The organism is Exiguobacterium sp. s89, assembly GCF_018617735.1.
In the GTDB taxonomy this organism is placed as follows: domain Bacteria; phylum Bacillota; class Bacilli; order Exiguobacteriales; family Exiguobacteriaceae; genus Exiguobacterium; species Exiguobacterium marinum.
In genome coordinates this window covers 879,538-905,101 of sequence record NZ_JACSKS010000001.1, presented here as the reverse complement: position 1 = coordinate 905,101, position 25,564 = coordinate 879,538, and the positions used below count along the sequence as shown (strand labels likewise).

The window sequence follows — 25,564 nt, the reverse complement described above, 5'->3', positions numbered from 1 at the left end:
TGTTATACCGATTGGCGTTCGATCCGTTCAATCAATTCATATGGACGTACTTTATAAATCGCGTAAGGCATATAAATCGGGTCGATTGCATCGAGGAAGCGCATTTGGAAATGTTCCCGCTTGATATAGTCGCCGACGTTACCCGCATCAATCGGATAGAACCCGACTTCTTGCGTCTCGCCTGCTTGCGACCTGAGCTCACCTGATACATATTTCGCGCGGAAGGTGACACAGAGGACGCGGGATGAGACGTTTTGATAAATCCCGGTGATGCCTTCCACTTCTATTTCTGCACCAGTCTCTTCTCGCACTTCGCGATGGATGGCGTCAACGAGTGACTCATGTTCTTCGACCTGTCCACCCGGCATTTCGAACGAGTCGTTCCGATGCATGTTTTTGACGAGTAGGACCTCGCCCGCTTCGTTCGTGATATGGGCCGTCACAGAGACGATGGTACGAGGTGGCGTATAATGTCCCGTCGGCATCATGAACTCTTCGCTCGATTTGATATACAAGTCTTTTCCGAGACGGGCTCGTTTTTTCATCGCTTCTCGCCGTAACGCACTGCCTCGGTAATCCCGTTCGACTTGCTCATAATGTTCACGGTCCCGGTATTCCCATAAGGCCATGACCTCAGATTTGTCTTCCGTCACCCAGCGTCCGACAAGACGAGCGCCATGGGACGCTTGGATCGGGTAGATGTATGTATGAAAAAAGTCGGTGAATTCTTGCAGGCGTTCAGGTCGAATCGTATACGTTTTGCGACGATGGAACATGGTGATTCCTCCTTTTTCGTTGTGCGGTATCCTGAATGTATGACCGCAATTCGCTTACATAGTTCTTATTCGACAGATTCCATCGTTTCCCTTTCCAACAAAAAAAGAATCCGTCACGTTTAGGCGGATTCTTTCAAACGTTTTGGTTGGTGGCGAAAATGACGAATGACGAGGGTCGTGCCGATTCCAAATGCTAGGAATGGGAGAACATTGTCCATGAAGTGACCGATCATCCGCCAGTTATTGCCGAGCATCATCCCTACATGAATAAACACGAAGGACCAGGCCGCAAAAATCAATGTCGTCACTGTCAAGAATTTACGGAATGACAGACGCATCACACCGGCACTCACTGCGAACAACTGTCGCCAAAAGAGACTGAGACAGACGATCCAAGCCCCGTACTTCTCAAACCATCGTTCGGCCCGAAGTTGCTTGTCCGACCGAATTCGAAAATAGCGATACAGTTTTAAGGCGACGGGACGACCGCCGTACCGACCAATCCAATAGAGAGCGATTTGACTGAGCGTGAATGAAAACCACGCCAGTAGGAACATAAGAAAGAAAGGCGCATCATGTGAGTCAACGAGAAAGCCGCCGTATGCGAGGACGAGTTCGTTCGGGATGAATTGAATCAAGATACCGATGGGGATGCTGAAGACACCGCATGCGGCAAGCAAATGCTCGAGAACGTTCATGACAAGTCCTCCTTTCAAAAGTTTCAGGAAAGATGTTCCATCCATCAGTATAACGGACATGAACCAAAAGAAAAAGAAGAGATGTCACATATTCGTGACGTCCCTTCAATCTAATTCGGATACGAGGATGCCGAGGCGGTCGAGTTCTTTCACCGCAGCATCGATTGCCTCTTTATGATCTGCTTCGAGCGTATGGATGTGTAAGCCCCCGGTCAGTTGTGAGAGCGGGGAGGCCCCATGTGTTTTGACACGTTCGAGAAATGCGCGAACGTCGCGTCGACTCTTCACCATAAGTTGACCGGTGATAGAACCGTAAACTGGGTGATCGATGACGACGTCTTTGATCGTGACTCCTTCATCAACGATGGCGTTCATTTCTGCCTCCATCTCGTTTGCAGTGTGACGACAAGCTACCTTTTTCGAATAAGTAGACGGAGTAAAGTCCCCGTGCAAATAGACATAACCACGGGCTGTGGCGATGATTTGATGACCTTTCGCTTTTAAGAGCGACAAGTCTTGGACGATGACTTGACGACTAACAGATACGTGCCTTGCGAGTTCGGATCCTGTGATTGGTTCAGCGCTCGATTCAATCAGCTGAAGTAAAGTGCGACGGCGTTCTTCACCGGCTAAACGTTTGTTCATGATGTTCGACTCTCCTTGCTAAAGTGACGATGGCATCGGCGAGGGCCGATGTGTCTTCGACGGTCGTTTGTGCGCCGAAGGAAATACGGACGAGTCCATGGCAGGCACTCGTTTCATATCCGAGTGCTTCGAGCATGCGGTTCGGTCCATTCTGGCCGGCACGACATGCCGAACCGGCCGATACTTGGAACCCGAGATCATCGAGCTCAGTCATCCACCATTGCCCATCGCGTTGATGTGACACGAAGGAAAAGATAGCGGGACTTTGTTCGTCAAACTCGAGCCAATTAACATATCTTGAAGTCTTCTCTTTCAAGATAGCACGAAACGCCATGAAATTTCTCTGAAAACGCGTCAATTGCTCCTGTCGTTCCCCGAGTGCTTTCACGAAAGAGCTGATTCCGGGTACGTCAATCGTACCGGGACGAATCCCATATTGATGATGACCTGGATAGTATGGCGGTGGAATCAATCGTTCCATATAAAGCGCCCCCACGCCTTTTGGTCCCCCGACCTTATGGGCGCTGAACGAGTAGGCGTCGATGCCTTCGACAGAGATTGGGATTTTCCCGAGTGCCTGCACCCCATCCACATGGAAGAGGATTTTTCTGTACTTCAGTAAACATTGAATGTGATGAAGCGGTAACACCCATCCTGTGTCGGAATTGACGTGTTGGAGCGTGACGAGTCCGATGTCACGGTCAAGTAGGTGCGTAAACTGATCCAAATCAAACTTTCCATCTTTTAACTTCAAACGATGTACAATCACACCTTCCCGTTCCCATTCTTCAAGTGGAAGGGAGACCGAATCATGTTCATGCCAAGACGTAATCACTTCTTTGCCTTTCATACGTTTCCGTAAACTTGTGAGCGCGATGTAGTTACTCTCAGATCCACTTCCGGTAAACAATAATTTTCCGCGTAAGACGTCAATTCCGAGCGCTTGTTTGAATAGACGTCGTGCCTCAGTTAAATAATCTTCAGCCATATATCCTTGTGTGTGGAGTGATGATGGGTTCCCATAAACGTTTTGGGCCATAGCAACGTAATGGTCTAATGCAGCATGTGTCATTGGATGTGTAGCGGCGTAGTCGAAGTAGCGGTTCATCATGGACTCCCCTTTTCTCATGTTGTCTTCTACACAAAATTATGCGAAACTAGTTTACAAGTCAATATTACATATGGAATACAGGTGATATACAGGTGTCTTTACACAAAGAGAGAACTGACATTTTGATTATTGGTACTGGACTTGCCGCCGTCACAACGGCCTTGCATGTGCCGGGTTCTTTATCTGTTCTCCTCGTTTCAAAAGGCGGGGTGACGGAGAGTAACTCAGATTTGGCACAAGGAGGAATTGCGAGTTCGTATCTTGAGGAGACGAGTGAGGCACATAAAGAAGACACGATGTTCGCTTCAAACATGACATCGTGCTCAGCACGAGTAGACATTCTCGTCGAAGAAGGTCGTCAATCGATTGAAGAGATGGAGCGATTTGGTGTCCGATTTGATCTTGAAGAGGGCGAGTATGCCCTCGGACGAGAAGGCGCACATCGAGCGCATCGAATTTTTCATGCCGGTGGCGACGAGACGGGTCGCCATGTCATGCGACAATTACGTCAGTCGTTGTCAGACAACGTGAAAATACTCGAACACGTCCTCGTACATGACCTGGTGATGAAAGAAGGACGAGTCGTCGGTGCGATGGCGTTTCATAAAGAAGAAGTCCTACACATTGAAGCCGGTGCTGTCGTGTTGGCGACAGGTGGCATTGGTGGACTGATCGATTGGACTTCAAACGCGCATACCGTGACCGGCGATGGTCTCGTTCTGGCAAATCGATGTTGTGCTAAGCTGACACACTTACAGCGGATTCAATTTCACCCCACATTACTGGCGACCGATGAGCCTCACCTCGTGACCGAGGCGCTCCGAGGAGCCGGGGCGACACTCGTTGATGAGGAAGGAAACCATGTGATGGCGCATCATCCGCTTGGCAGTCTCGCTCCTCGAGATGAGGTGGCTCGGGTCCTGAATGAACAAGCGGGACCTGTTTATCTAGATACGACGACAGTGAAACGACTACGAGACCGCTTCCCGAAACTCGCTTTGACATGCGACAAGCTTGGGATTGATCGTCACCGGATTCCGGTACGTCCAGGTCTTCATTTTCATATGGGTGGAATCGAAGTGGATGACATGGGAAGAACCGGCGTTGATGGATTATACGCAGTCGGTGAAGTCGCGGATACAGGAGTCCATGGGAGGAATCGGTTGGCTTCGAACTCGCTTCTTGAATGTTGGGTGTTCGGGAAACGGGTCGCGCGAGCGCTTCAGTTACATGACTCATCCTTTACGTCAAGTGAGACGATGGCTTACGACATCAAACCGGATGACTTCCGAACGTTACGTCATCAAATCGGTAAATGGTTGACAATCTCACCAAGTCTTGAAGAAATGAAATGTTTCTTACAAAATACCCAATCATTGACCTTGACGAAACACGTGACAAGACAATTAAGTGAACAAACTTTACAACTCGATGCAGCGCGTCTCCTCGCGCAAAGCATCCTTGAAATGGAGAGGTATGATGAACACGATTTATCTACGCGAACAGCTGCAGAACTTTTTGATTGAAGACATCGGATTTGGCGATTTATCGAGTGCGTTGATTGACCCGGATGATGAATCGGTCGCAACAATCGTTGCGAAAGAAGAAGGGATCTTTTGCGGAAAACCAATCGTTCAAGAACTTGCTACGATTCAGCAGTTTGATGTCTTGTTCTGCCAAGAAGACGGTCATCAAATCGCGATCGGCGACGAACTGATCGTCTTGAAAGGAAAGACACGTGTCCTTTTAGAGACGGAGCGCGTCCTATTGAATGTGATTCAACACGTGAGTGGTGTTGCGACCATGACACGTCAGTGCGTTGATTCTCTCAATGACGAATCCATTCACGTGACCGATACACGGAAGACGACCCCGGGCCTTCGTATGCTTGAGAAGTATGCGGTTCGTGTCGGCGGCGGCTATAACCATCGACTCCGACTCGACGATGCCGTCATGATCAAAGATAACCATATCGTCGCACTCGGTGGTGTGACAGAGGCCATTCATGCCGCACGCGCTAAAGTGGGGCATACGACCCCGATTGAAGTCGAGGTCGAGACGTTCACACAGCTCTTAGAGGCGATTCCGGCGAATCCAGATATTGTGATGCTTGATAATTGTACACCGGATGAATTGAGAGAATGGGTCCGGTATATCCCACGTCATATCAAAACCGAAGTGTCAGGGGGCATCACGCTCGATTCGATTGCCGCATACAAAGGAATTCGCATCGATGTGATCTCCCTCGGGCAATTGACCCATTCAGTGTGCGCGCTTGACTGCAGTATGAATTTACAAGGAGGAATGAAATATGCAACTACTCGGAACACTTCCACCAACGTACGCTAACCTTTCGGTGGAAGAAATGGAGACGCGGATTCAGGCAGTCAAAGACCGACTCGGGAAGCGACTGTTCTTGCCGGCACATCATTATCAAAAAGACGAAGTCGTCCAGTTCGCAGACGCGACAGGAGATTCGCTCCAGCTCGCGCGACTCGCGGAACAGATGAGCGAGGCGGAATTCATCGTCTTTTGTGGTGTCCACTTCATGGCAGAGACGGCTGATATGTTGACGCGGGACGACCAGATTGTCGTCTTGCCCGATATGCGCGCCGGTTGTTCGATGGCAGACATGGCCGATATCGATCAGACGGAGATTGCCTGGGAAGAACTGACGGAACGATTTGGAGAAGGAATCATCCCGATAACATACGTCAATTCAACAGCGGCCATCAAAGCGTTCGTCGGTCGTCACGGTGGGGCGACCGTCACTTCGTCAAACGCTCATGAAATTGTCAAATGGGCACTTGAGGCCGGCGAACGAATTTTATTTCTTCCGGATCAACACCTTGGTCGGAACACGGCGTATGACCTCGGGGTCCCGCTCGATGCGATGGCCGTCTGGGACCCACTTCACGAAGAATTGGTTGCGGAAGGCGAGCTCGAACAAATTCGGGTCATCCTTTGGAAAGGACACTGTTCCGTCCATGAGAAGTTCACCGTCTCGCAAATTCAGACGTTTCGTGAACGCGAACCGGACCGCCGCATCATCGTTCATCCGGAATGTACATTTGACGTCGTTCAGGCAGCGGATGAGGCGGGATCGACATCGTATATCATCGACAAGATTGATGCGAGTGCGCCGGGGACGAAATGGGCGGTCGGAACGGAGATGAACCTCGTCAACCGTTTGGCGGCCACGTACCCACATCTTGATATCGTCTCATTGAACCCGTTCATGTGTCCGTGCCTCACGATGAATCGAATCGACTTGCAACATCTACTTTGGTCGCTTGAATCACTCGAGACCGATCCAGTGAATGTGATTCGTGTCGATGCTGACACGACAGAATTATCGAAACGTGCGCTTGAACGGATGCTGGCACGGTAATCGCTTCAGGACAGGTAAACGCCTGTCCTTTTTTCGTGTCGTCCGTTATGGTACAATAAATGCAGTTTTTCCGACCGAAAAGGAGAGTACACCGTGATTGAATTCGTAAAAGGACCCGTCGCCTATGTGTGTGCGGAATATATAACGTTAGATGTTTCGGGCGTCGGCTACAAAGTACATGTGCCTAACCCGTTTTTTTATCGTGAACAAGACGAACATGTAATCGTATTTACGCATCATTACGTGCGTGAAGACCAACAGACGCTATACGGTTTCCGGTCACGCCGGGAGCGGGAGCTCTTCAATAAGCTTCTTAGCGTCAGCGGGATTGGACCAAAAGGAGCGCTCGCCATCGTCGCATCTGGCGATATCGATGCGTTGATTGACGCAATTGAAACCGAGAATGAGAAGTATTTGACGAAGTTCCCGGGAGTCGGGAAGAAGACGGCTAAACAGATGGCCCTCGACCTAAAAGGGAAGCTATCCGAACTCGCACCGGATTATGTGCCGAACGAAGGATTGTTCGCACAAGGTGCATCAGAACTAGACGAGGCGTGTGAAGCGCTCGTCGCACTCGGATATTCTGAACGAGAGATTGCGAAAGTACGCAAAGCATTGAGCGGGGAAATCTTGACGACCGACGCGTACATAAAACGCGCGCTACAGCTGTTATTGAAATAAGGAGGAAGCTATGGACGAACGATTGTTGTCACAATCTCATCAGCAATATGAAGACTCTGAAGAGTGGAGCTTACGTCCGCAGCGCTTCGAGCAATATATCGGGCAAGAAAAAGCGAAAGGCAATTTGTCGGTCTTCATTCAAGCCGCCAAACTTCGCAGTGAGACGCTCGACCACGTATTGTTATACGGACCACCTGGACTTGGAAAGACGACACTTGCCCAAATCATCGCCAACGAGATGGGCGTCGGGATCAAGACGACCGCTGGCCCTGCGATCGAACGACCAGGTGATTTGGCGGCAATCCTCTCGACACTTGAACCGGGAGACGTCTTATTCATCGACGAGATTCACCGGTTGAGCCGGACAATCGAAGAGATTCTCTATCCAGCGATGGAGGACTACTGTCTCGACATCGTCTACGGGCAAGGCGAGATGGCACGAAGTGTGCGCATCGACCTGCCACCGTTCACGCTCGTCGGAGCCACCACGCGGGCTGGGATGTTGTCGGCACCACTTCGTGACCGTTTCGGCGTCACACTGAAGCTTGAATATTATGAACCGCATGAATTAGCGGCCATTGTCAGTCGGACGGCACAGTTGTTCCGTCTCTCGATTTCACCTGAGGCGAGCGGAGCGATTGCGGAACGATCTCGCGGGACGCCACGAATCGCGAACCGGCTATTGCGACGTGTTCGTGACTTCGCACAAGTGGCTGGAACGAAAGAAATCGACCCCGTGCTCGCATCCGACGCGCTCGACCGTCTTCACGTCGATGCGCTCGGTCTCGATGAAGTCGATCACCGGTTACTTCGGTCCATGGTCGAACGGTTCGGAGGTGGACCGGTCGGACTCGAGACGCTCGCCGCTACGATCGGTGAGGATGCTCAGACGATTGAAGACGTCTATGAGCCCTATTTATTACAACAAGGATTCTTGCAGCGCACGCCGCGAGGACGCATGATTACACAGTTTGCCAAGTCGCATTTTGGTTATGTTGAGGAAGAGGAGTAAGGTATGCAAGATATTCAATTAAACGTAAACGATTATGATTTTGAATTACCGGAAGAGTTGATCGCACAAGTCCCGTTACTCGATCGAACAAGCTCACGACTGCTCGTGTTAGACCGCGAGACGGGGGACATCGAGCATCGTCATTTCCGTGACGTGCTCGATTACTTGCACGCGGGAGATGCGCTCGTCGTCAACGATTCACGCGTCTTACCGGCACGTCTTTTCGGTGCGAAACAAGAGACGGGTGGGAAAGTCGAACTGCTCTTGTTGAAGCAGACGGAAGACGATGTGTGGGAAGCACTCGTCAAACCTGCAAAAAAAGTACGCATCGGTGCCATTGTCGAGTTCGGCGACGGACTTCTCCGCGCAGAATGCGTCGAGGAGCTCCCGGAAGGAGGACGTCGTTTCAAGTTTGACTACGACGGGATCTTCTATGAAATTTTAGACGAGCTCGGTACAATGCCGCTCCCGCCGTATATTCGCGAACAACTCGACGACCAGGACCGATACCAAACGGTCTACGCACGAGAACGTGGTAGTGCAGCGGCACCGACAGCGGGTCTTCATTTCACAGAAGAATTACTTGAGGCAGCCAAAAGGAAAGGCGTTCGGTTGATTCCACTCACACTGCACGTGGGTCTCGGTACGTTCCGTCCAGTGACGGCTGATTCGATTGAAGAACATACGATGCATAGCGAATATTTTGAGTTGTCAGCAGAGTCCGCAACAGCGCTCCAAGATGTTCGAGCTCAAGGTGGTCGCATCTTTGCGGTTGGGACGACGTCGACGCGGACGCTCGAGACAATCATGCGAGACCATGGGGACTTCGTCGAGTCATCGGGCTGGACGGATATCTTTATTTACCCTGGTGTCGAGTTGAAGGCAATCGATGGATTGATCACGAACTTCCATCTTCCAAAATCGACACTCGTCATGCTCGTCTCGGCGTTCGCGACGCGCGACATCATCTTACATGCTTATCGAACTGCGGTCGCAGAACGATACCGCTTCTTCAGCTTTGGAGATGCGATGCTCATCACGAGGAAGGAAGTAACAAAATGACAAAACATGCAGTCACTTACGAACACATTCACACATGTAAACAGACCGGAGCGCGGCACGGGATCGTCCATACGCCGCATGGCTCATTCGAGACACCGGTCTTCATGCCGGTCGGAACGCAAGCGAGCGTTAAAACGATGGCACCAGAACAAGTCAAGGCGATGGGCGCGAACATCATCTTGTCGAACACGTACCATCTATGGGTACGTCCGGGCCATGACGTCATCAAACAAGCCGGTGGTCTTCATAAATTCATGAACTGGGATGGCGCGATTCTAACGGACTCGGGCGGCTTTCAAGTGTTCTCTCTCGCTGATCTTCGAAACATTCAAGAAGAAGGTGTCCATTTCCGCAATCACTTGAACGGAGACAAGTTGTTCTTGTCACCTGAGAAAGCGATGGAGATTCAAAACGCGCTCGGGTCGGATATTATGATGGCATTTGATGAGTGCCCGCCATATCCAGCGACACATGAATACATGAAGAAATCGGTCGAACGCACGAGCCGTTGGGCAGAACGTTGCCTCGAGGCACACGAACGTCCAGAAGACCAAGCGCTCTTCGGTATTATTCAAGGTGGAGAATATGAAGATCTTCGTCGTCAAAGCGCGCAAGACCTTGTCTCACTCGATTTTCCAGGATATGCGGTAGGAGGTCTCTCGGTCGGTGAACCGAAAGACGTTATGTATCGTGCCCTTGAATTCACGACACCTCTCATGCCTGAAAACAAACCACGCTATTTGATGGGTGTCGGCTCGCCAGATGCATTGATTGAAGGATCGATTCGTGGAATCGACATGTTCGATTGCGTCCTTCCGACACGAATCGCACGTAACGGGACGCTCATGACATCAAAAGGTCGTGTCACGATTAAACAAGCAAAATATAAGACAGACTTCGGTCCAATCGATGAGAAGTGTGACTGTAACACGTGTAAAAATTATTCGCGTGCGTATGTCTATCACTTGATTCGTGCGGAAGAGATGTTCGGACTCCACTTGTGTACGACACATAACCTTCACTTCCTCGTGAAGTTGATGGAGCAGGTTCGTCAAGCGATTCGTGAAGACCGTTTGCTCGATTTCAAAGAAGAGTTCTTCGAAGAATACGGTTACAACAAGCCGAACGCGAAGAATTTCTAAGAAATCGTGTCGGACATTATGTGACATTGTTTCAGTTTCACGGTATAATGAACCTGATATTGAAGGAAAGGGTGAATGTTACACATGGAAACACTCGTTGCGTTATTACCAATGATCTTGATTTTCGTCGTATTTTACTTCCTTTTGATTCGTCCACAGACGAAACGCCAAAAAGAAGTACAATCGATGCAAAACGCCCTCGAGCGTGGCGACAGCGTTGTCACAATCGGCGGTTTACACGGCGTCGTTCATCAAATCGAAGACACACATGTCGTTTTGAAATGCGACCAGTCGCTTCTTCGCTTCAACCGAAGTGCAGTGGCAGAAGTCGTGAAAAAAGCGAATGCCTCATTTGAGGAATAAGCAAGTAAGCGTCTGACCGTTACGGTCGGACGCTTTTTTGTGTCGAGAGGAGTTGAGGGAGAATTCTTCGGGCTGCCTCTTGTCACTCGAGGTGACCATTTGAGACCAGAGCTCCATATCATCAGGGCATGGTCAATAAACGATTCGAGTGAAGAGCACGAGTCGAACGAAAATGTGATATAGAGATGGCGAGTGTCATTCCGTGGACACCACCACCAATAATGAATACCGATGTGTTTTCAACATTCATTTGAACACCTCACAAAACGTAATTATTACGATTTAAAGTATACAAAAGATGACTTATTTTTGTCAAAATGAATTAGTTTCAAATTCATCCACCTTATTTCGAAAAATCGATTTGAATAGTGAAAACGTTTGCATTAATGTCAAGGTGAGAAGAAATCCGAGATGAAGGAGAACGAATGATATGGATGTGAAACGATTTGTAAGACCGTTCAAAAATTGGAAAGGGTGGACACGGAAACGAAGCGGTGTGAAACAAAATAGACGTTCTTCACTTAAAAGACGTATGGCGATCGCACTAGTTCCGACGATTATCGCCCTCGTCATTGTTGGAGCACTCGGGTCATATCAGTTGAGACAATCGACAGCTGCTTACGATCGGGTTCTCAGTGAAGGGATGCAGGAGATGCTCCTCGCAGAAAATTTGTCATTGGCAGTAACGGATGCTGAACGATATTTGAATTATTATATGCTTGTCGCCAATCCAAAGACACTCATTAGTTTACAGGGGGTTCAAGAGAATCGTGATGAGTTGATGAAAAAACTCAACGCATCGTCTTCAGATGAGAAAATCTTATCTTGGCTAGAAGACTTGGAAAAGTTTAACGAACTGTTGGACCGCGAAATGAATCGTGCGATCGAACTTCGCCAGCAACAAGACGAGATTGGATATAAGACTGTACTCAATACGAGTGTGACGCCTACGACGGACCGTGTCCGCATGACGGTGACAGATCTTGTCGAGTATAAAGGAGGCCTCCTTGAGTCTGAGACAGAGATGGTTCAAAAGGATGCAGAAAGTTCGATTTTTTGGATGATTGTCATCAGTGTTGTCGGTGTCGTAATTGGAATTCTATCTCTCTTAGCACTACAACGCCTATTCCTAAAACCGATCAACCGACTCGGTCGTCAAGCCCGAATCATGGCGGAAGGTGATTTGACGGGAGAAGATATCGAAGTCGCATCAAACGATGAACTTGGAGACCTTGTGACGGCGTTTAACGAGATGAAACATAACCTTGTCGGTTTGATTCGTCGCGTGGGAGAAGCTTCAGATAAAGTCACAGCCTATTCAGAGGAACTTTACGCAAGCACAGATCATGTGGCAACGACGACACAAGGTGTCTCACGATTATTCGAAGACATGAATATAGCTGCCCAAGGGTCATCCAAGCGCGCGGAGGAAGGAACGATCGGTGTCAATCAAGCGGTCGATGGCTTGAATCAAATTGCTGCCGCTTCACAAGGAGTGAATGAACAGACGATTCATACACTCGAGGCGGCGAACGGTGGACTAGATACGGTTCAATTGGCCGAGAAGCGAATGCAAGAAATCCGTCGGGCAAATGAAATGACCAATCAAATGGTGAGTCGTCTGTCGAACCAGTCGCTAGAGATTGAAAAGATCACCCGTTCCATTACAGCCATTACGGAACAGACGAACTTGCTTGCCTTGAATGCGGCCATAGAAGCGGCACGTGCCGGTGAGCATGGTAAAGGATTCGCGGTTGTCGCTGCGGAGGTTCGAAAGCTTGCCGAAGAATCAAAGCAGTCCGCGATTCAAATTCAAACCGTCGTCCGCGACATTCAGCGGGACACAGAACAAGTCGAATCAGCGTTTGAGGAGTCGAGTGTGCACGTAGAGAACGGGGTATCGCAAATGGGTGAAGTGGCCGAAGCGTTCCGGGAGATCGTATCGGTCATCGAAGAAACTTCGCGTCAAATGAGTGAGATTGCTGCAGCGACGGAAGAGGTAAGTGCCAATACGACAGAGGTCGCGGTATCGGTTGAAGATATGTCTACGAACGCTGTCTCGACACAGCGCAGTGTCGAAGAAGCGGGTGCGAACGTCGAAGAACAACTTGCGGCTATTCAGGAAATCAATGGGATTGCCGAGACGATGAGCCATATGTCGTCCGAATTAAAAGATGTTGTCCATGTATTTAAAACAAACTAAAACAATGCCCTGACGGCTTCGTCAGGGCATTGTTTGTTACATCAATAGAATCAGACTTGTCGCCATAACAATCATCCCGGCGACCATTCCATACATTGAGTGATGGGCACGCCCATATTCGCGGGCGGCAGGTAGCAATTCGTCAAGTGAGATGAATACCATGATTCCACCGACTGCCGCGAATAATAGTCCGAATACCGTGTCGCTCAAGAACGGCATGAGAATCAAAAATCCGATGGCAGCTCCGGCCGGTTCGGCAAGTCCAGATAACATCGAAAGTTTGAACGCCTTCTTCCGTGAACCCGTCGCATAATAGATTGGAACCGAGACGGCAATCCCTTCCGGAATGTTATGCAGGGCGATGGCAATCGCGATGGCAAGACCGACGGCAGGATCATCAAGTGCCGAGATGAACGTCGCCAACCCTTCAGGAAAGTTATGAATTCCGATAGCGAGTGCCATGAAAATCCCCATTTTTCTTAGGCGGTTTTGTGTTTCCGGATGAGTGATGTTGGTCGATTCATTTGTTGCGGTCGTCGCCAATTCTTGAGTAGACGGATCATTTTGCATCGATTCAACGAATTTGACCTCGTGCGGGTTCTCCATTTTTGGGATGAATTTATCAATCAAGCCAATCAAGAACATACCACCGAAGAACGCAAGGACTGTATAAATCGTACCTGTGGATTCTCCGTGTGCGCCAACAAGCTCTTCAAGCGCTTTCGGGAAAATCTCGATGAATGATACATAAATCATGACACCTCCGGAAAAACCGAGTGATATCGATAAGAAAGCTGTGTTTGTTCGTTTCGCAAAGAATGCGATCATACTCCCAATCCCTGTCGCAAGTCCTGCAAACAAGGTGAGGAGGAACGCATAAATAATCGTACTATCCATGAGGGAAGACTCCTTTAATTTCGTAATGGTTAGATTTATCATACATGAAGTTTTGCCTATGCGCAACATTTAGTCTTATACGCAAATTAGGACAGATAATCTGTGATCAGCCGTTACAATTTTAGGAAAATGATTGATAAATGTTTAGAAAATTTGTAATGTTAACAAGAGAAGTTTTTATCAAGAACAGTGGTCTAGAAAGGAAATAGTCGTATGTACAAAAAAGGCAACATTGTGATTTTCGCGATCCTCATGATTGCGACAATCCTGCTCGCTGTGTTCACGACACCATGGGTCGTCAAGAACACGAATCTCGGACTCGACCTAAAAGGTGGATTCGAAGTTTTGTATGAAGTGCAACCGCTCGAAGACGGTGATGTCATCGACGAATCGGCGATGAATGCAACCGTTCGCGCCATCAACAACCGAATCAACGTCCTCGGGGTATCCGAACCGGACGTTCGAATCGAAGAAAACAATCGAATCCGTGTCCAACTCGCGGGCGTGTCGAACCAAAATGAAGCGCGCGAAGTCATCTCGTCAACGGCACAATTGACGTTCCGTGACGTAAATGACAACGTCTTGCTCGACGGGAAAGACTTGGCGCCCCGTGGTGCTGCACTCAGCTACAACCAACAAGGGCAACCGGTCGTTGAGTTGACGCTTCAATCCGCTGACAAATTCGGTGAAGTGACGTCAGAAATCTCACAACGTCCTGCTCCGGAGAATCGTCTCGTCATTTGGCTCGATTACGAAGAAGGTGACACATACGAGGAAGAAATTCAAAAAGAGAACTCGAAAATTGTGTCAGATGCTTCCGTCAACGGGCCAATCTTGTCGGATAAAGCCATCATTTCAGGTGGTGGGATTGACGCAGATAGCGGTCAACGCCTCGCTGACATCTTGAACGCAGGTGCACTTCCGGTCAAGCTTGATGAGATTTATTCGACATCGGTATCGGCCCAGTTCGGTCAAGATGCACTTGAAGAAACGGTATTTGCCGCAACAATCGGGATTATCGCTGTATTCTTCTTCATGTTGTTCTTCTATCGTCTACCAGGACTCGTGTCGATTATTACACTCGTTCTATACATTAATTTGATCATGTTGTTCTTCAATGGAATCAATGCGGTCTTGACGCTCCCAGGGATCGCGGCACTCGTCCTCGGTGTCGGGATGGCGGTCGATGCGAACATTATTACAGCGGAACGAATTAAAGACGAACTCCGCTCTGGTAAGTCGGTCTTATCGGCGTTCCGTGCGGGTAACCGTCGTTCGCTCAGTACAATCATCGATGCCAACTTGACGACGCTCATCTCGGCTGCTGTTTTGTTCTATTTCGGACAGAGTTCAGTCAAAGGATTTGCGATTATGCTCATGATTTCAATTGCGATGACGTTCATCTCAAACGTGTTCATCTCACGTTATTTGATGCACCTCCTTGTCTCAAGTCGCCTGTTCGACAAACGTAAAGGATGGTTTGGTGTGAAGGAGAGTGAAATCCGTGAACTTTAAGCTTACTGAATGGAATTACGTCAAACATATGCGCACGATGTTCTTGATTTCGTCGGCAATCGTCATTCTTGGAATCGGTCTCTTGTTCTTCCGGGGATTGAACCTTGGAATCGACTTCGCCTCAGGAACACGTGTCGAGGTACAAACGGAAGAGCGGGTCTCACAAGAAGAGTTCACACAGGCGTTTAATGACGCAGGTGTCGACCAAGAGATTTCAAGCGTCCAATATGCAGATGAAGGTCGCTTGGCATATGTCACGTTCGTCGGACAATTAGGACAAGAAGAAGTTGCGAGCGTCAAGACGGCGTTCACAGAACAGTTCGGCAACGATCCGAACATCAGCACCGTGTCGGCTCAAGTCGGTCGTGACTTGGCGAAAAATGCCTTGTATGCGGTAGCCGTCGCTTCGATCGGGATCATTCTCTATATCACGGTCCGCTTCCAATTCTCTTATGCGGTCGCGACCGTGGTGGCGATGTTACACGATGCGTTCTTCATGATCGTTGCGTTCTCGCTGTTTGGGGTCGAGGTGAACTTGTACTTCATCGCAGCGATTCTGACGATTATCGGTTATTCCGTCAACGATACGATCGTTACGTTCGACCGGGTCCGGGAGAATATCACGTCGTATGAAAAAGAACGAAAAATTCGATCTATGGACGTGTATGAGTCGATCATCAATCGCTCGATTCAAGAGACGATTGTGCGTTCGGTCAACACCGTCATCACGGTCCTCGTGACAGCTCTTGCCTTGTATGTGTTCGGTGCTGAGTCGATCCGTGGGTTCTCACTCGCATTGTTGGTCGGACTCTTCATGGGGATGTATTCATCCATCTTCATCGCATCTTACTTATGGCTCCTCATCAAACGTACAACCATCAACAAGAAAAAAGATACGCCGGTCACAGAGGCGTAACGACTGGGTCTCCCTTCCGAAGGGAGACCTTTTCAAATGTCAAGACGGCACATCTTTCACGCGGTCTGCTATAATCTACAATTGATTGGAGTGAAGGACATGTATCATTCGAAGAAACAGTGGCTCTACCCGGAAACGAACCCGGACGACGTCACACGTTTACAAAGCGAATTAAATATATCAGCACAACTCGCGACGTTACTCGTTCAGCGTGGTCATCAGGACGTAGAGGCGGCCAAGGCATTTTTGTATGCCGAGGAAGAGCTCGTCTTTCATGATCCGTACTTATTCGAACAGATGGAGAAAGTCGTGTCACGAATCAAGCGATCGGTGGACGAAGGTGAGATGGTACTCATCTATGGAGACTATGACGTCGATGGTGTCAGTGCCTCTTCTGTCATGTGGCACGCCCTGACTGAAATTGGTGTCATGGCCGAGTGCTATATCCCGAACCGTTTCACAGAAGGTTATGGACCGAACAAAGAAGCGTTCCAGTGGGCGGCCGATGAAGGGTTCACATTGGTCATCACGGTGGATTGTGGGATTTCTGGGATTGAAGAAGCGGCGTTGTTGAAAGACCTTGGTGTCGATTTGATCATCACGGATCACCACGAGCCGAAAGAGACACTCCCGGACGCCTATGCGGTTATCCATCCGCACATCGACCCGAGATATCCATACGATAAGCTTGCCGGTGCGGGGGTCGCCCTTAAAGTGGCGCATGCGGTTTTAGGAAGAATGCCGGAGGAACTCCTTGATTTGGCCGTTCTCGGCACGATTGCCGACCTCGTTCCACTAGACGGAGAGAATCGACTGCTAGCGAAAAAAGGGATCGCGGCACTCGAAGCTTCGAAGCGACCAGGTATTTTAGCATTACGAGAAGTGTGTGGTCTCGGTGACAGTGTATTGAATGAGGAGTCGGTCGGTTTTGCGTTCGGACCTCGTATCAATGCTGCGGGTCGCCTCGACTCGGCGATGCCGGCGCTTCAAATGCTCCTCGCCGAGCATGTCGAGGAAGCACTTGAGCTCGCGAAACAACTCGATAAGCAAAATAAAGAGCGTCAAGATATCGTCAAGACGATCACCGCTGAAGCGAAAGAGCTCGTCGAAGCATCGATGACAGAGGACCGTGTGCTTGTCGTCGCGAGTGAGAAATGGAACCCTGGAGTTGTCGGAATCGTCGCTTCTCGTCTCGTCGAAGCGTACTATCGTCCGGTCATCCTCCTCTGTCACGACCCGGAAACGGGCAAGGCGAAGGGTTCGGGGCGATCGATTGACGGGTTTGACCTGTTCAAAGAACTCTCTAAAAATGAAGACATCTTGCCACACTTCGGGGGACACCCAGCCGCAGCAGGGATGACGTTACAGTCTGAAAACGTCGCTGAGCTACGGGAACGACTGAACCATCAAGCGGAATCGATTCCCGGTGACGTGTTCGTGCCAAGGGTCAATGTCGATTTGAAACTGACGGTCAACGACGTCTCGCTCGATTTGATTACAGAAATCGGCAAACTCGCGCCATTTGGAATGGGTAACCCATCACCACGTGTTGTCGTGGCAGATGCGAAACTACGTGACATTCGTCAAATCGGACGTGATGCAACACATTTGAAAGTACAGCTCGCCGGAGACAAGCGTGAGCTCGATGGTATCGGGTTCGGGTTCGGACACGTCGTCTCGGAAATCTCGCAGATGGCTCATGTCTCGGTGATGGGGAGTCTTCAGGTGAACGAATGGAACGGGATGCGAAAGCCTCAGCTCATGATTCAAGATTTACGTGTCGATGACTTCCAAGTATTTGACTACCGTGGGAAGAAAAAGTCGGTGCAAGAGTTGAAGGACCTGCCGAAAGAACATACGTCGTTCCTGTCATTCCAAGGAACATCAGAGGATTTTCCGCTTCATGAAGACGATGAACCACTCAATCGTTTCGTTGTCCTGCTCGATCTTCCTGACGATGAAACGGTTCTCGCAGAAAAACTTCATGAAGGTGTCGAACGAATCTATTGTGCGTTCGGACAAGGGGACTCGTTCTTTGAACGTCTTCCGTCGCGTGAGGATTTCCGAACGTATTATGTGCATATGGCGACTTGCGAACGGAAAAATCTACGTGAAAACCTGATTCGTTTGTCAAAAGAGCGAAAATGGTCAAAAAATACGATTCAATTTATGCATCAAGTATTCTCTGAACTCGAATTTCTTGTTACAATGGAAGACGGACTGCCTGGAGTCAATCCAGAAGCACCGAAACGCGATTTGACCGAGGCGCCGTGCTATCAACGCCGGATTGGACGCCAACAACTCGAAGAGCGTTTCGTATACGCGTCATTGGCGGAGCTCAAAGAGCGGTTACAATCGTTACGATCGAACAAGATGCAGGAGGCATACACATAAAATGGATTTCAAACAGCATATTAAAGAAGTAGCAGATTATCCGAAGGAAGGAATCAGCTTCAAAGATATCACGTCACTCATGCAAGATGGCGAAGTCTACAAGAAATCAGTAGATGAGCTCGTCGCTTATGCACGTGAGCGTGGAGCAGAGTTGATTGCTGGACCGGAAGCGCGCGGGTTTGTCGTCGGTTGCCCGGCAGCCTATGCGCTCGAACTCGGGTTTGTACCAGTACGTAAAGAAGGAAAGTTACCGCGTGAGACAGTTCGTGTATCATACGGTCTCGAGTACGGAACGGACATCTTAACGATGCACAAAGATTCAATCAAACCTGGACAACAAGTTGTCATTCTTGATGATTTGCTCGCAACAGGTGGAACGATTGAAGCGACAATCAAAATGATTGAGCAGCTCGGTGGAGTTGTGGCAGGAATCGGGTTCTTGATCGAACTCGACGGACTCGGTGGACGAGAGCGTCTTGAAGGATACGACATCTTCTCACTCATCCGATACGAAGACTGATTTTTTTTGAACGGGAAGCAGATGCTTCCCGTTTTTGAATAGTTTTTGAGGAAAATAACCGACAACCTTTGACAGGTCGTCAGATTTTTTCGATAATGGTTATAAAAATTAGAGAATCTTGAACATAAACTACTACCATGCTGCGACGAATCTGAGTCGATTGGAGCGGTAAGAAAAAGGGTGTCGAATGTTATGACCAAAAAACAAATCGTAAGTATTGAGGATCTTCTCGACGCGCTCGGGGAGTATATGGGTGACGACGATATTGCCGAAGTGAAACGCGCTTACGAATACGCAAAACTTCATCATACCGGTCAGTTCCGACGTTCGGGCGAGCCCTATATCCTCCATCCGGTCCAAGTGGCCGGCATTCTCGTTGATATCGGCTTAGATGCCACGACGATCATCGGAGCGCTCTTGCATGATGTTGTCGAAGACACGGATATTTCGTTACAGCAATTGACGGATGATTTCGGTCCGGATGTGGCCATGCTTGTAGATGGGGTCACGAAACTTGGTAAAATCAAATATAAATCGAAAAAAGAAGAACTCGCAGAGAACCACCGGAAGATGATTATCGCGATGGCCGAAGATGTGCGCGTCATCTTGATCAAACTTGCGGACCGTCTCCATAACATGCGTACACTTCAGCATATGCCGAAAGAGAAACAAGTCCAAAAGGCAGAAGAAACGCTTGAAATCTTTGCACCGCTCGCACACCGGATGGGGATCTCGACGATCAAGTGGGAGCTCGAAGATATTTCGTTACGATATATCAACCCGCAGCAATACTACAAGATCGTCTCGATGATGAAACAAAAACGGACGGAACGAGAAGCGCTCGTCACTTCTGTCATCACAGAAGTGAACGGAGTTCTTGAAGAAGTGCACATCGATGCCGATGTAAACGGTCGGCCGAAACATATCTATTCCATCTACAATAAAATGTTCAAGCACAAAAAAGAATTTAATGAAATTTATGATTTGATGGCGGTCCGGATTATCGTTGACTCGATTCGTGATTGTTATGCGGTGCTCGGAATCATCCACACGCAATACAAACCGATGCCAGGACGATTCAAAGATTATATTGCCATGCCGAAACCGAACATGTACCAGTCGCTCCATACGACGGTGATCGGTCCTAAGGGTGAACCGCTCGAAGTCCAGATTCGAACGAAGGATATGCATTTCATCGCCGAGTTCGGGATTGCGGCACACTGGGCGTATAAAGAAGGGAAGAATGTCTCGACGAACGGATTCGACGAGAAAATCGCGCACCTTCGTGAGATTCTTGAGCTTCAAAAAGACACGACGGATGCAGAAGAATTCATGGAGTCCCTCAAGGTCGACTTCTTTAGTGACATGCTTTACGTGTTCACGCCAAAAGGGGACGTGTTCGAGTTACCAAAAGGCTCTGTTCCGATTGACTATGCTTACCGAATCCATACGGAGATCGGGCACCGGATGACGGGGGCAAAAGTGAACGGACGGATGGTCCCGCTCGACTATAAGCTCGAGACGGGCGACATCATTGAAATCATCACGTCGAAGCACAGTTACGGTCCGAGTAAGGACTGGTTGAAGCTCGCCGTTTCGAGTCAGGCGAAGAATAAGATTCGCCAATGGTTCAAACGCCAACAGCGTGAAGAGAATGTCGAGAAAGGGAAAGATCTCGTCGAGGCGGAAATCAAAAAGCTTGGATTCGAACCGAAAGAAGTAATCGACGAGCCGGCACTCAGTATCGTCGTCGAGAAATTCAACTTTGGGAATGAAGAAGAGATGTATGCCGCTGTCGGTTATCAAGGGATCACTGCCGCTCAAGTCGCGCATAAGTTGACAGAGAAGCAGCGAAAAGAGCCGAAGCTCGAGCTATCAGAAGCCATCAGCGAGTTAAAAGTCAGTCAGTCACCGAAGAAAAAGACGACGGAAGCAGGCGTGACGGTCAAAGGGATCGACAACATGCTCGTTCGGATGAGCCGTTGCTGTAACCCGGTCCCAGGCGACGAAATCGTCGGGTATATCACCCGTGGACGCGGGGTCTCGATTCATCGGAAAGATTGCTTGAACATCGTCAACGAGCAACACCCAGAGCGTCTCCTTGATGTCGAATGGGAAGTTGGTCAGGCGAAAGAGAAAAACTATAACGTCGATATCGAAATCACTGGATATGACCGCTCAGGACTCCTGAACGATGTCCTTCAGGCCGTGTCGGCGACGAATACGAATATCATTGCCGTCAGCGGTCGGGGCGACCAAAACAAACAAGCCCGCATCTCGATGACGATCTCGATTCCAAACGTGAATCACCTGCAGAAAGTCGTCGAGCGCATCAAACAAATCTCAGACGTGTATTCGGTCAGCCGAGTCATGATGACGTGACGAAAGGAAGAGAAACGTGCGTGTATTATTGCAACGAGTGAAAAAAGCATCGGTCACAGTCGAGGAAGAAGTCGTCGGGGCAATCAATGCCGGGTACTTGCTTCTCATCGGCGTGACACATGAAGATACTGAAGAAGAAGTCAACTGGCTCGCCGACAAGGTGACGGGACTTCGCGTCTTCGAAGACGATCAAGAAAAGATGAACTTATCGATTCAAGATGTGTCCGGTCAAATTTTGTCTGTTTCCCAGTTCACACTATATGGAGATACGATGAAGGGGCGGCGACCTGCTTTCACAAAGGCAGCGAAACCGGACATGGCCGAGACGCTCTATGAAAAGTTCAACGAGCGACTTCGGTCAAATGGACTCGTCGTCGAGACGGGACGCTTCGGTGAGATGATGGACGTCGCACTTGTCAATGACGGACCGGTCACACTCATGCTCGAAAAAAACGCTTGACAGATACCGGCTTGATTCGGCATCATGAAGCATATAGTCAAACACCTACGATAAAGAAGAGTACGGTCAACCCACCAGCAAAGAGAGCGATGCCTTGGCTGAAAGCATCGACTGGATGATGACCCGAACGACACTTTGGAGGTGCTCCTTTGAAAGCGAGTAGGGGGAGCCGTCTCATCGGGCGTTAACCGATTTCGAGTGGCAGAGTTTCAAGTGATGGCTCTGCAACGAGGGTGGTACCACGGGAAACTTACACAGGCTCTCGTCCCTTTGCGGACGAGGGCCTTTTTTGTATTTTTAAGGAGGGAAATGTGATGATGAAAGCACCACGCGGTACACAAGACCTGCTTCCGGGCACGGTCGAGACGTGGCAATATGTCGAGGAAAAACTTCGCGACATGAGCGCCCGTTACAACTATAAAGAGATCCGCACACCAATCTTTGAAACGACGAACCTGTTTACACGTAGTGTCGGGGAGACGACGGACATCGTCCAAAAAGAGATGTTCACGCTCGTGAAGAAAGGGAAAGACGAGTATACGCTTCGCCCAGAAGGGACGGCCTCTGTCGTGCGTGCGTTCGTGACGAACAAATTGTTCGGGAATCCGGACCAACCGACGAAGCTCTACTACATGGGACCGATGTTCCGCTATGAGCGTCCGCAAAAAGGCCGCTTCCGTCAGCTTCACCAATACGGTGTCGAAGCGATCGGCAGTAGCGACCCGGCCGTTGACGCGGAGGTCATCAGCCTCGCTTACTCAATCTACAAGTCGTTTGGGCTTCAGAAAATCAAAGTCGTCGTCAATTCGCTTGGGGACGCGGAAAGCCGCAACGCCCACCGCGATGCGCTTATCCGTCACTTCGAGCCGGTGGCAGGTGAACTTTGCCAAGACTGTCAGTCACGTTTGTATAAGAATCCGCTTCGCATCTTGGATTGTAAAGTCGACCGCGATCACCCGTCGATGAAGACGGCACCGTCGATCCTTGAATATTTAAATGAAGAGTCGAAAGCATATTTCGACCAAGTGCTCGCACAACTCGATGCACTTGGTGTCACCTATGAAATTGACCCGACGCTCGTTCGTGGGCTCGATTACTACACGCACACGGCGTTTGAAATCATGTCCGAGGCAGAAGGTTTCGGAGCCATCACGACACTTTGTGGCGGCGGACGCTACAACGGTCTCGTGCAAGACATCGGTGGACCAGACATGCCGGGAATCGGTTTTGGGATCGGGTTGGAACGTCTCATCCTCGCCTTGGAGAATGAAGGGGTCTTACCTGAACTCGAGACAGGACTTGACGTCTTCATCGTCGCGCAAGGTGAGAAAGAAGTCGAATTGACGGCGACACGCCTCTTGCAACTACTCCGCATGGAAGGGTTCAAGGCAGACCGAGATTACCAAGGGCGCAAGTTCAAAGGACAGTTCAAGCAGGCGGACCGCCTGAAAGCCAAGTTTACAGTCATCTTAGGAGATGATGAAGTCGAACGCGGGGCAGCCGCCTTGAAAGATATGACGACTGGTGAACAAGTTGACGTGCCACTCTCGGCCGTCGCAGACAAAATTCGTGAACTATCGGAAGGAGCAGCACAATGATCGGACGCACACATATGAACGGCCGGGTGACAGAGTCACTCATCGGCCAAGAAGTACAACTTAAAGGATGGGTACAAAAACGTCGTGACCTCGGAGGACTCATATTCATCGACCTTCGTGACCGCACAGGGATCGTCCAAGTCGTCGTTCGCCCAGAAAACGAAGCAGTCCACCAACTCGCAGAGACGATTCGTAGCGAGTTCGTCCTCGACGTGAAAGGGACAGTGCTCGAGCGTGAGAACAAGAACCCGAACATGCCGACAGGAAACATCGAAGTCATCGCGTCTGAGATCAACATCTTGAACGCGGCGAAGATGACACCAATCCCAATCGGGGACGAAGCGGAAAACGTTTCAGAAGACCTTCGTCTTAAATATCGTTACCTCGACCTTCGTCGTCCGGCGCTTCAAGAGACGTTCCGCCTTCGTTCGAAGACGTCGAACACGATCCGTAACTTCTTGACAGAAGAGGAGTTCCTTGAAGTCGAAACACCGATTTTGACGAAGTCGACACCTGAAGGCGCACGTGACTACCTCGTACCGAGCCGTGTCCACGGTGGAGAGTTTTACGCACTCCCACAATCACCGCAGCTCTTCAAACAGTTGCTCATGGTCGCAGGGTTTGACCGTTACTTCCAAATCGCGCGCTGTTTCCGTGACGAGGACCTTCGTGCAGACCGTCAGCCTGAATTCACACAAGTCGACATCGAGACGAGCTTCATGGACATCGAAGACTTGATGGCGATGATGGAATCGATGATGGGACAAGTCATGGAATCGACGCTCGGTCGTACGGACACACCGGCGAAGTTCGAGCGCATGACTCATGCTGAAGCGATGCGTCGCTTCGGTTCAGATAAGCCGGACACACGTTTCGGTCTTGAACTCATCGACGTGGCGGACGCCGTGACAGGTGCCGGCTTCAAAGTGTTCGACGCGGCACTCGAATCAAACGGACAAGTCAAAGCGATCAACGTCAAAGGTGAGGCGGACAATTTCTCACGTAAAGACATCGACAAGCTCCAAGAGTTCACAGCGGTATACGGTGCGAAAGGTCTCGCATGGCTCAAAGTGACAACGGAAGGCTTGAACGGGCCAATTGCGAAGTTCTTCGATGAAACGTATGCGCAAAAGTTGATCGAAGCAACGAATGCAGAAGCGGGTGACCTTCTTCTCTTTGTCGCATCGAAACCGACTGTCGTCGCAGACAGCCTTGGCGCACTCCGCGTCAAACTCGGACACGAACTCGGTCTCATCGACGAGTCGAAGTTCAACTTCCTATGGGTGACGGACTTCCCACTCGTGACGTTTGAAGAAGAAGACGGTCGCTTCTACGCGAACCACCACCCATTCACGATGCCAAACCGTGAAGACCTTCACCTTCTCGAGACAGATCCGGCAAGCGTTCGCGCAATCGCCTATGACCTTGTCTTGAACGGGTACGAGCTCGGTGGCGGCTCACAGCGTATTTATGAGCGTGACATCCAGGAGCGCATGTTCAAATTGCTCGGCTTCACGCAAGAAGAAGCGGTTGAACAGTTCGGCTTCTTACTCGAAGCGTTCGAATACGGTACACCACCACACGCGGGAATCGCACTCGGTCTCGACCGTCTCGTCATGATTCTTGCAGGCCGCTCAAACCTTCGCGACACGATCGCCTTCCCGAAAACGGCATCGGCAAGCGACTTGCTCACGCAAGCACCGAGTCCTGTCGTGGACGCGCAACTTGAAGAGTTGTCGATTCGTACGGCAGTGAAAGAGAAAAAATAAGCACAAAAAACGAGGGTTGCCATGGCAAT

The 25,564-nt window shown here is 49.7% G+C and carries 20 protein-coding genes, 1 pseudogene and 1 other annotated feature; of the genes and pseudogenes, 16 read left to right on the top strand and 5 right to left on the bottom strand.

Annotated features, from left to right (window positions below):
- Positions 1 to 2 precede the first annotated feature (2 nt).
- The 4 genes from KNO96_RS04635 to KNO96_RS04620 form a co-directional block, all read right to left on the bottom strand.
- On the bottom strand, positions 3 to 776 hold the full coding sequence (locus KNO96_RS04635) for an NUDIX domain-containing protein (RefSeq protein WP_026826461.1): 774 nt from the start codon (positions 774 to 776) through the stop codon (positions 3 to 5).
- 119 nt (positions 777 to 895) lie between these two features.
- Positions 896 to 1,474 (bottom strand): DedA family protein, encoded by a 579-nt coding sequence (locus tag KNO96_RS04630; protein ID WP_214702405.1) that lies wholly within the window; start codon positions 1,472 to 1,474, stop codon positions 896 to 898.
- Between the two features lie 105 nt (positions 1,475 to 1,579).
- Positions 1,580 to 2,119: a transcription repressor NadR gene (locus KNO96_RS04625; RefSeq protein WP_214702404.1), complete on the bottom strand. Its 540-nt coding sequence runs from the start codon at positions 2,117 to 2,119 to the stop codon at positions 1,580 to 1,582.
- The gene (locus KNO96_RS04620) at positions 2,097 to 3,227 is read right to left on the bottom strand and encodes a cysteine desulfurase family protein (protein WP_034771509.1); all 1,131 of its coding nucleotides are present in this window, start codon (positions 3,225 to 3,227) and stop codon (positions 2,097 to 2,099) included. Before KNO96_RS04620 ends, KNO96_RS04625 begins: the two co-directional genes overlap by 23 nt.
- Before the next feature lie 95 nt (positions 3,228 to 3,322).
- Between KNO96_RS04620 and KNO96_RS04615 the strand changes: the two genes are divergently transcribed.
- The 9 genes from KNO96_RS04615 to KNO96_RS04575 all read left to right on the top strand — a co-directional run bounded on the left by KNO96_RS04615 (position 3,323) and on the right by KNO96_RS04575 (position 13,084).
- On the top strand, positions 3,323 to 4,756 hold the full coding sequence (locus tag KNO96_RS04615; protein ID WP_214702398.1) for an L-aspartate oxidase: 1,434 nt from the start codon (positions 3,323 to 3,325) through the stop codon (positions 4,754 to 4,756).
- The gene (gene nadC / locus KNO96_RS04610) at positions 4,710 to 5,579 is read left to right on the top strand and encodes a carboxylating nicotinate-nucleotide diphosphorylase (protein WP_214702396.1); all 870 of its coding nucleotides are present in this window, start codon (positions 4,710 to 4,712) and stop codon (positions 5,577 to 5,579) included. Before KNO96_RS04615 ends, nadC begins: the two co-directional genes overlap by 47 nt.
- A complete protein-coding gene (nadA, locus tag KNO96_RS04605; RefSeq protein WP_214702394.1) occupies positions 5,542 to 6,621 on the top strand; it encodes a quinolinate synthase NadA in 1,080 nt (359 codons plus the stop codon). Before nadC ends, nadA begins: the two co-directional genes overlap by 38 nt.
- Positions 6,622 to 6,714: 93 nt before the next feature.
- Complete coding sequence (gene ruvA / locus KNO96_RS04600) at positions 6,715 to 7,302, top strand: Holliday junction branch migration protein RuvA (protein ID WP_015881166.1); 588 nt, start codon at positions 6,715 to 6,717, stop codon at positions 7,300 to 7,302.
- A 10-nt stretch (positions 7,303 to 7,312) separates the two neighbouring features.
- A complete protein-coding gene (ruvB, locus tag KNO96_RS04595; protein WP_214702392.1) occupies positions 7,313 to 8,314 on the top strand; it encodes a Holliday junction branch migration DNA helicase RuvB in 1,002 nt (333 codons plus the stop codon).
- Between the two features lie 3 nt (positions 8,315 to 8,317).
- Complete coding sequence (gene queA, locus KNO96_RS04590) at positions 8,318 to 9,376, top strand: tRNA preQ1(34) S-adenosylmethionine ribosyltransferase-isomerase QueA (RefSeq protein ID WP_214702390.1); 1,059 nt, start codon at positions 8,318 to 8,320, stop codon at positions 9,374 to 9,376.
- Positions 9,373 to 10,518 carry a tRNA guanosine(34) transglycosylase Tgt gene (gene tgt / locus KNO96_RS04585; RefSeq protein ID WP_214702388.1) on the top strand — a complete coding sequence of 382 codons (1,146 nt, stop codon included), beginning with the start codon at positions 9,373 to 9,375 and terminating at the stop codon, positions 10,516 to 10,518. Before queA ends, tgt begins: the two co-directional genes overlap by 4 nt.
- Before the next feature lie 84 nt (positions 10,519 to 10,602).
- Complete coding sequence (gene yajC, locus KNO96_RS04580; RefSeq protein WP_026826452.1) at positions 10,603 to 10,881, top strand: preprotein translocase subunit YajC; 279 nt, start codon at positions 10,603 to 10,605, stop codon at positions 10,879 to 10,881.
- Positions 10,882 to 11,311: 430 nt separating this feature from the next.
- Positions 11,312 to 13,084: a methyl-accepting chemotaxis protein gene (locus KNO96_RS04575; protein WP_214702386.1), complete on the top strand. Its 1,773-nt coding sequence runs from the start codon at positions 11,312 to 11,314 to the stop codon at positions 13,082 to 13,084.
- Between the two features lie 36 nt (positions 13,085 to 13,120).
- On the opposite strand, the gene zupT is transcribed toward KNO96_RS04575, so the two are convergent.
- Positions 13,121 to 13,981: a zinc transporter ZupT gene (gene zupT / locus KNO96_RS04570; RefSeq protein ID WP_026826449.1), complete on the bottom strand. Its 861-nt coding sequence runs from the start codon at positions 13,979 to 13,981 to the stop codon at positions 13,121 to 13,123.
- A gap of 213 nt (positions 13,982 to 14,194) precedes the next feature.
- On the opposite strand from zupT, the pseudogene secD reads away from it, so the two are divergent.
- The 7 genes and pseudogenes from secD to aspS all read left to right on the top strand — a co-directional run bounded on the left by secD (position 14,195) and on the right by aspS (position 25,535).
- Positions 14,195 to 16,412 (top strand): annotated as a pseudogene (gene secD / locus KNO96_RS14500) (protein translocase subunit SecD).
- Positions 16,413 to 16,448: 36 nt separating this feature from the next.
- Positions 16,449 to 18,806: a single-stranded-DNA-specific exonuclease RecJ gene (gene recJ, locus KNO96_RS04555; protein ID WP_251125001.1), complete on the top strand. Its 2,358-nt coding sequence runs from the start codon at positions 16,449 to 16,451 to the stop codon at positions 18,804 to 18,806.
- Position 18,807: 1 nt separating this feature from the next.
- On the top strand, positions 18,808 to 19,326 hold the full coding sequence (locus KNO96_RS04550; protein ID WP_214702380.1) for an adenine phosphoribosyltransferase: 519 nt from the start codon (positions 18,808 to 18,810) through the stop codon (positions 19,324 to 19,326).
- 192 nt (positions 19,327 to 19,518) lie between these two features.
- Positions 19,519 to 21,708, top strand: coding sequence for a RelA/SpoT family protein (locus KNO96_RS04545; protein ID WP_214702377.1), 2,190 nt, complete (start codon positions 19,519 to 19,521; stop codon positions 21,706 to 21,708).
- 16 nt (positions 21,709 to 21,724) lie between these two features.
- Positions 21,725 to 22,168: a D-aminoacyl-tRNA deacylase gene (gene dtd / locus KNO96_RS04540; RefSeq protein WP_214702376.1), complete on the top strand. Its 444-nt coding sequence runs from the start codon at positions 21,725 to 21,727 to the stop codon at positions 22,166 to 22,168.
- A gap of 38 nt (positions 22,169 to 22,206) precedes the next feature.
- Positions 22,207 to 22,441, top strand: a binding site (T-box leader).
- 44 nt (positions 22,442 to 22,485) lie between these two features.
- Positions 22,486 to 23,766, top strand: a complete 1,281-nt coding sequence (hisS, locus tag KNO96_RS04535) for a histidine--tRNA ligase (protein WP_251125048.1) — start codon at positions 22,486 to 22,488, stop codon at positions 23,764 to 23,766.
- A complete protein-coding gene (gene aspS, locus KNO96_RS04530) occupies positions 23,763 to 25,535 on the top strand; it encodes an aspartate--tRNA ligase (RefSeq protein ID WP_214702371.1) in 1,773 nt (590 codons plus the stop codon). Before hisS ends, aspS begins: the two co-directional genes overlap by 4 nt.
- Positions 25,536 to 25,564: the final 29 nt, after the last annotated feature.

Excerpts from the sequence above, each read along its gene's own strand:
- nadC (WP_214702396.1), top strand. The coding sequence starts at position 4,710 with ATGAACACGATTTATCTACGCGAACAGCTGCAGAACTTTTTGATTGAA.
- KNO96_RS04620 (WP_034771509.1), bottom strand. The coding sequence starts at position 3,227 with ATGAACCGCTACTTCGACTACGCCGCTACACATCCAATGACACATGCT.
- KNO96_RS04630 (WP_214702405.1), bottom strand. The coding sequence starts at position 1,474 with ATGAACGTTCTCGAGCATTTGCTTGCCGCATGCGGTGTCTTCAGCATC.
- hisS (WP_251125048.1), top strand. The coding sequence starts at position 22,486 with ATGAAAGCACCACGCGGTACACAAGACCTGCTTCCGGGCACGGTCGAG.
- ruvB (WP_214702392.1), top strand. The coding sequence starts at position 7,313 with ATGGACGAACGATTGTTGTCACAATCTCATCAGCAATATGAAGACTCT.
- KNO96_RS04575 (WP_214702386.1), top strand. The coding sequence starts at position 11,312 with ATGGATGTGAAACGATTTGTAAGACCGTTCAAAAATTGGAAAGGGTGG.
- aspS (WP_214702371.1), top strand. The coding sequence starts at position 23,763 with ATGATCGGACGCACACATATGAACGGCCGGGTGACAGAGTCACTCATC.
- nadA (WP_214702394.1), top strand. The coding sequence starts at position 5,542 with ATGCAACTACTCGGAACACTTCCACCAACGTACGCTAACCTTTCGGTG.
- KNO96_RS04635 (WP_026826461.1), bottom strand. The coding sequence starts at position 776 with ATGTTCCATCGTCGCAAAACGTATACGATTCGACCTGAACGCCTGCAA.
- KNO96_RS04625 (WP_214702404.1), bottom strand. The coding sequence starts at position 2,119 with ATGAACAAACGTTTAGCCGGTGAAGAACGCCGTCGCACTTTACTTCAG.
- zupT (WP_026826449.1), bottom strand. The coding sequence starts at position 13,981 with ATGGATAGTACGATTATTTATGCGTTCCTCCTCACCTTGTTTGCAGGA.
- KNO96_RS04545 (WP_214702377.1), top strand. The coding sequence starts at position 19,519 with ATGACCAAAAAACAAATCGTAAGTATTGAGGATCTTCTCGACGCGCTC.
- queA (WP_214702390.1), top strand. The coding sequence starts at position 8,318 with ATGCAAGATATTCAATTAAACGTAAACGATTATGATTTTGAATTACCG.
- yajC (WP_026826452.1), top strand. The coding sequence starts at position 10,603 with ATGGAAACACTCGTTGCGTTATTACCAATGATCTTGATTTTCGTCGTA.
- KNO96_RS04550 (WP_214702380.1), top strand. The coding sequence starts at position 18,808 with ATGGATTTCAAACAGCATATTAAAGAAGTAGCAGATTATCCGAAGGAA.
- recJ (WP_251125001.1), top strand. The coding sequence starts at position 16,449 with ATGTCAAGACGGCACATCTTTCACGCGGTCTGCTATAATCTACAATTG.
- tgt (WP_214702388.1), top strand. The coding sequence starts at position 9,373 with ATGACAAAACATGCAGTCACTTACGAACACATTCACACATGTAAACAG.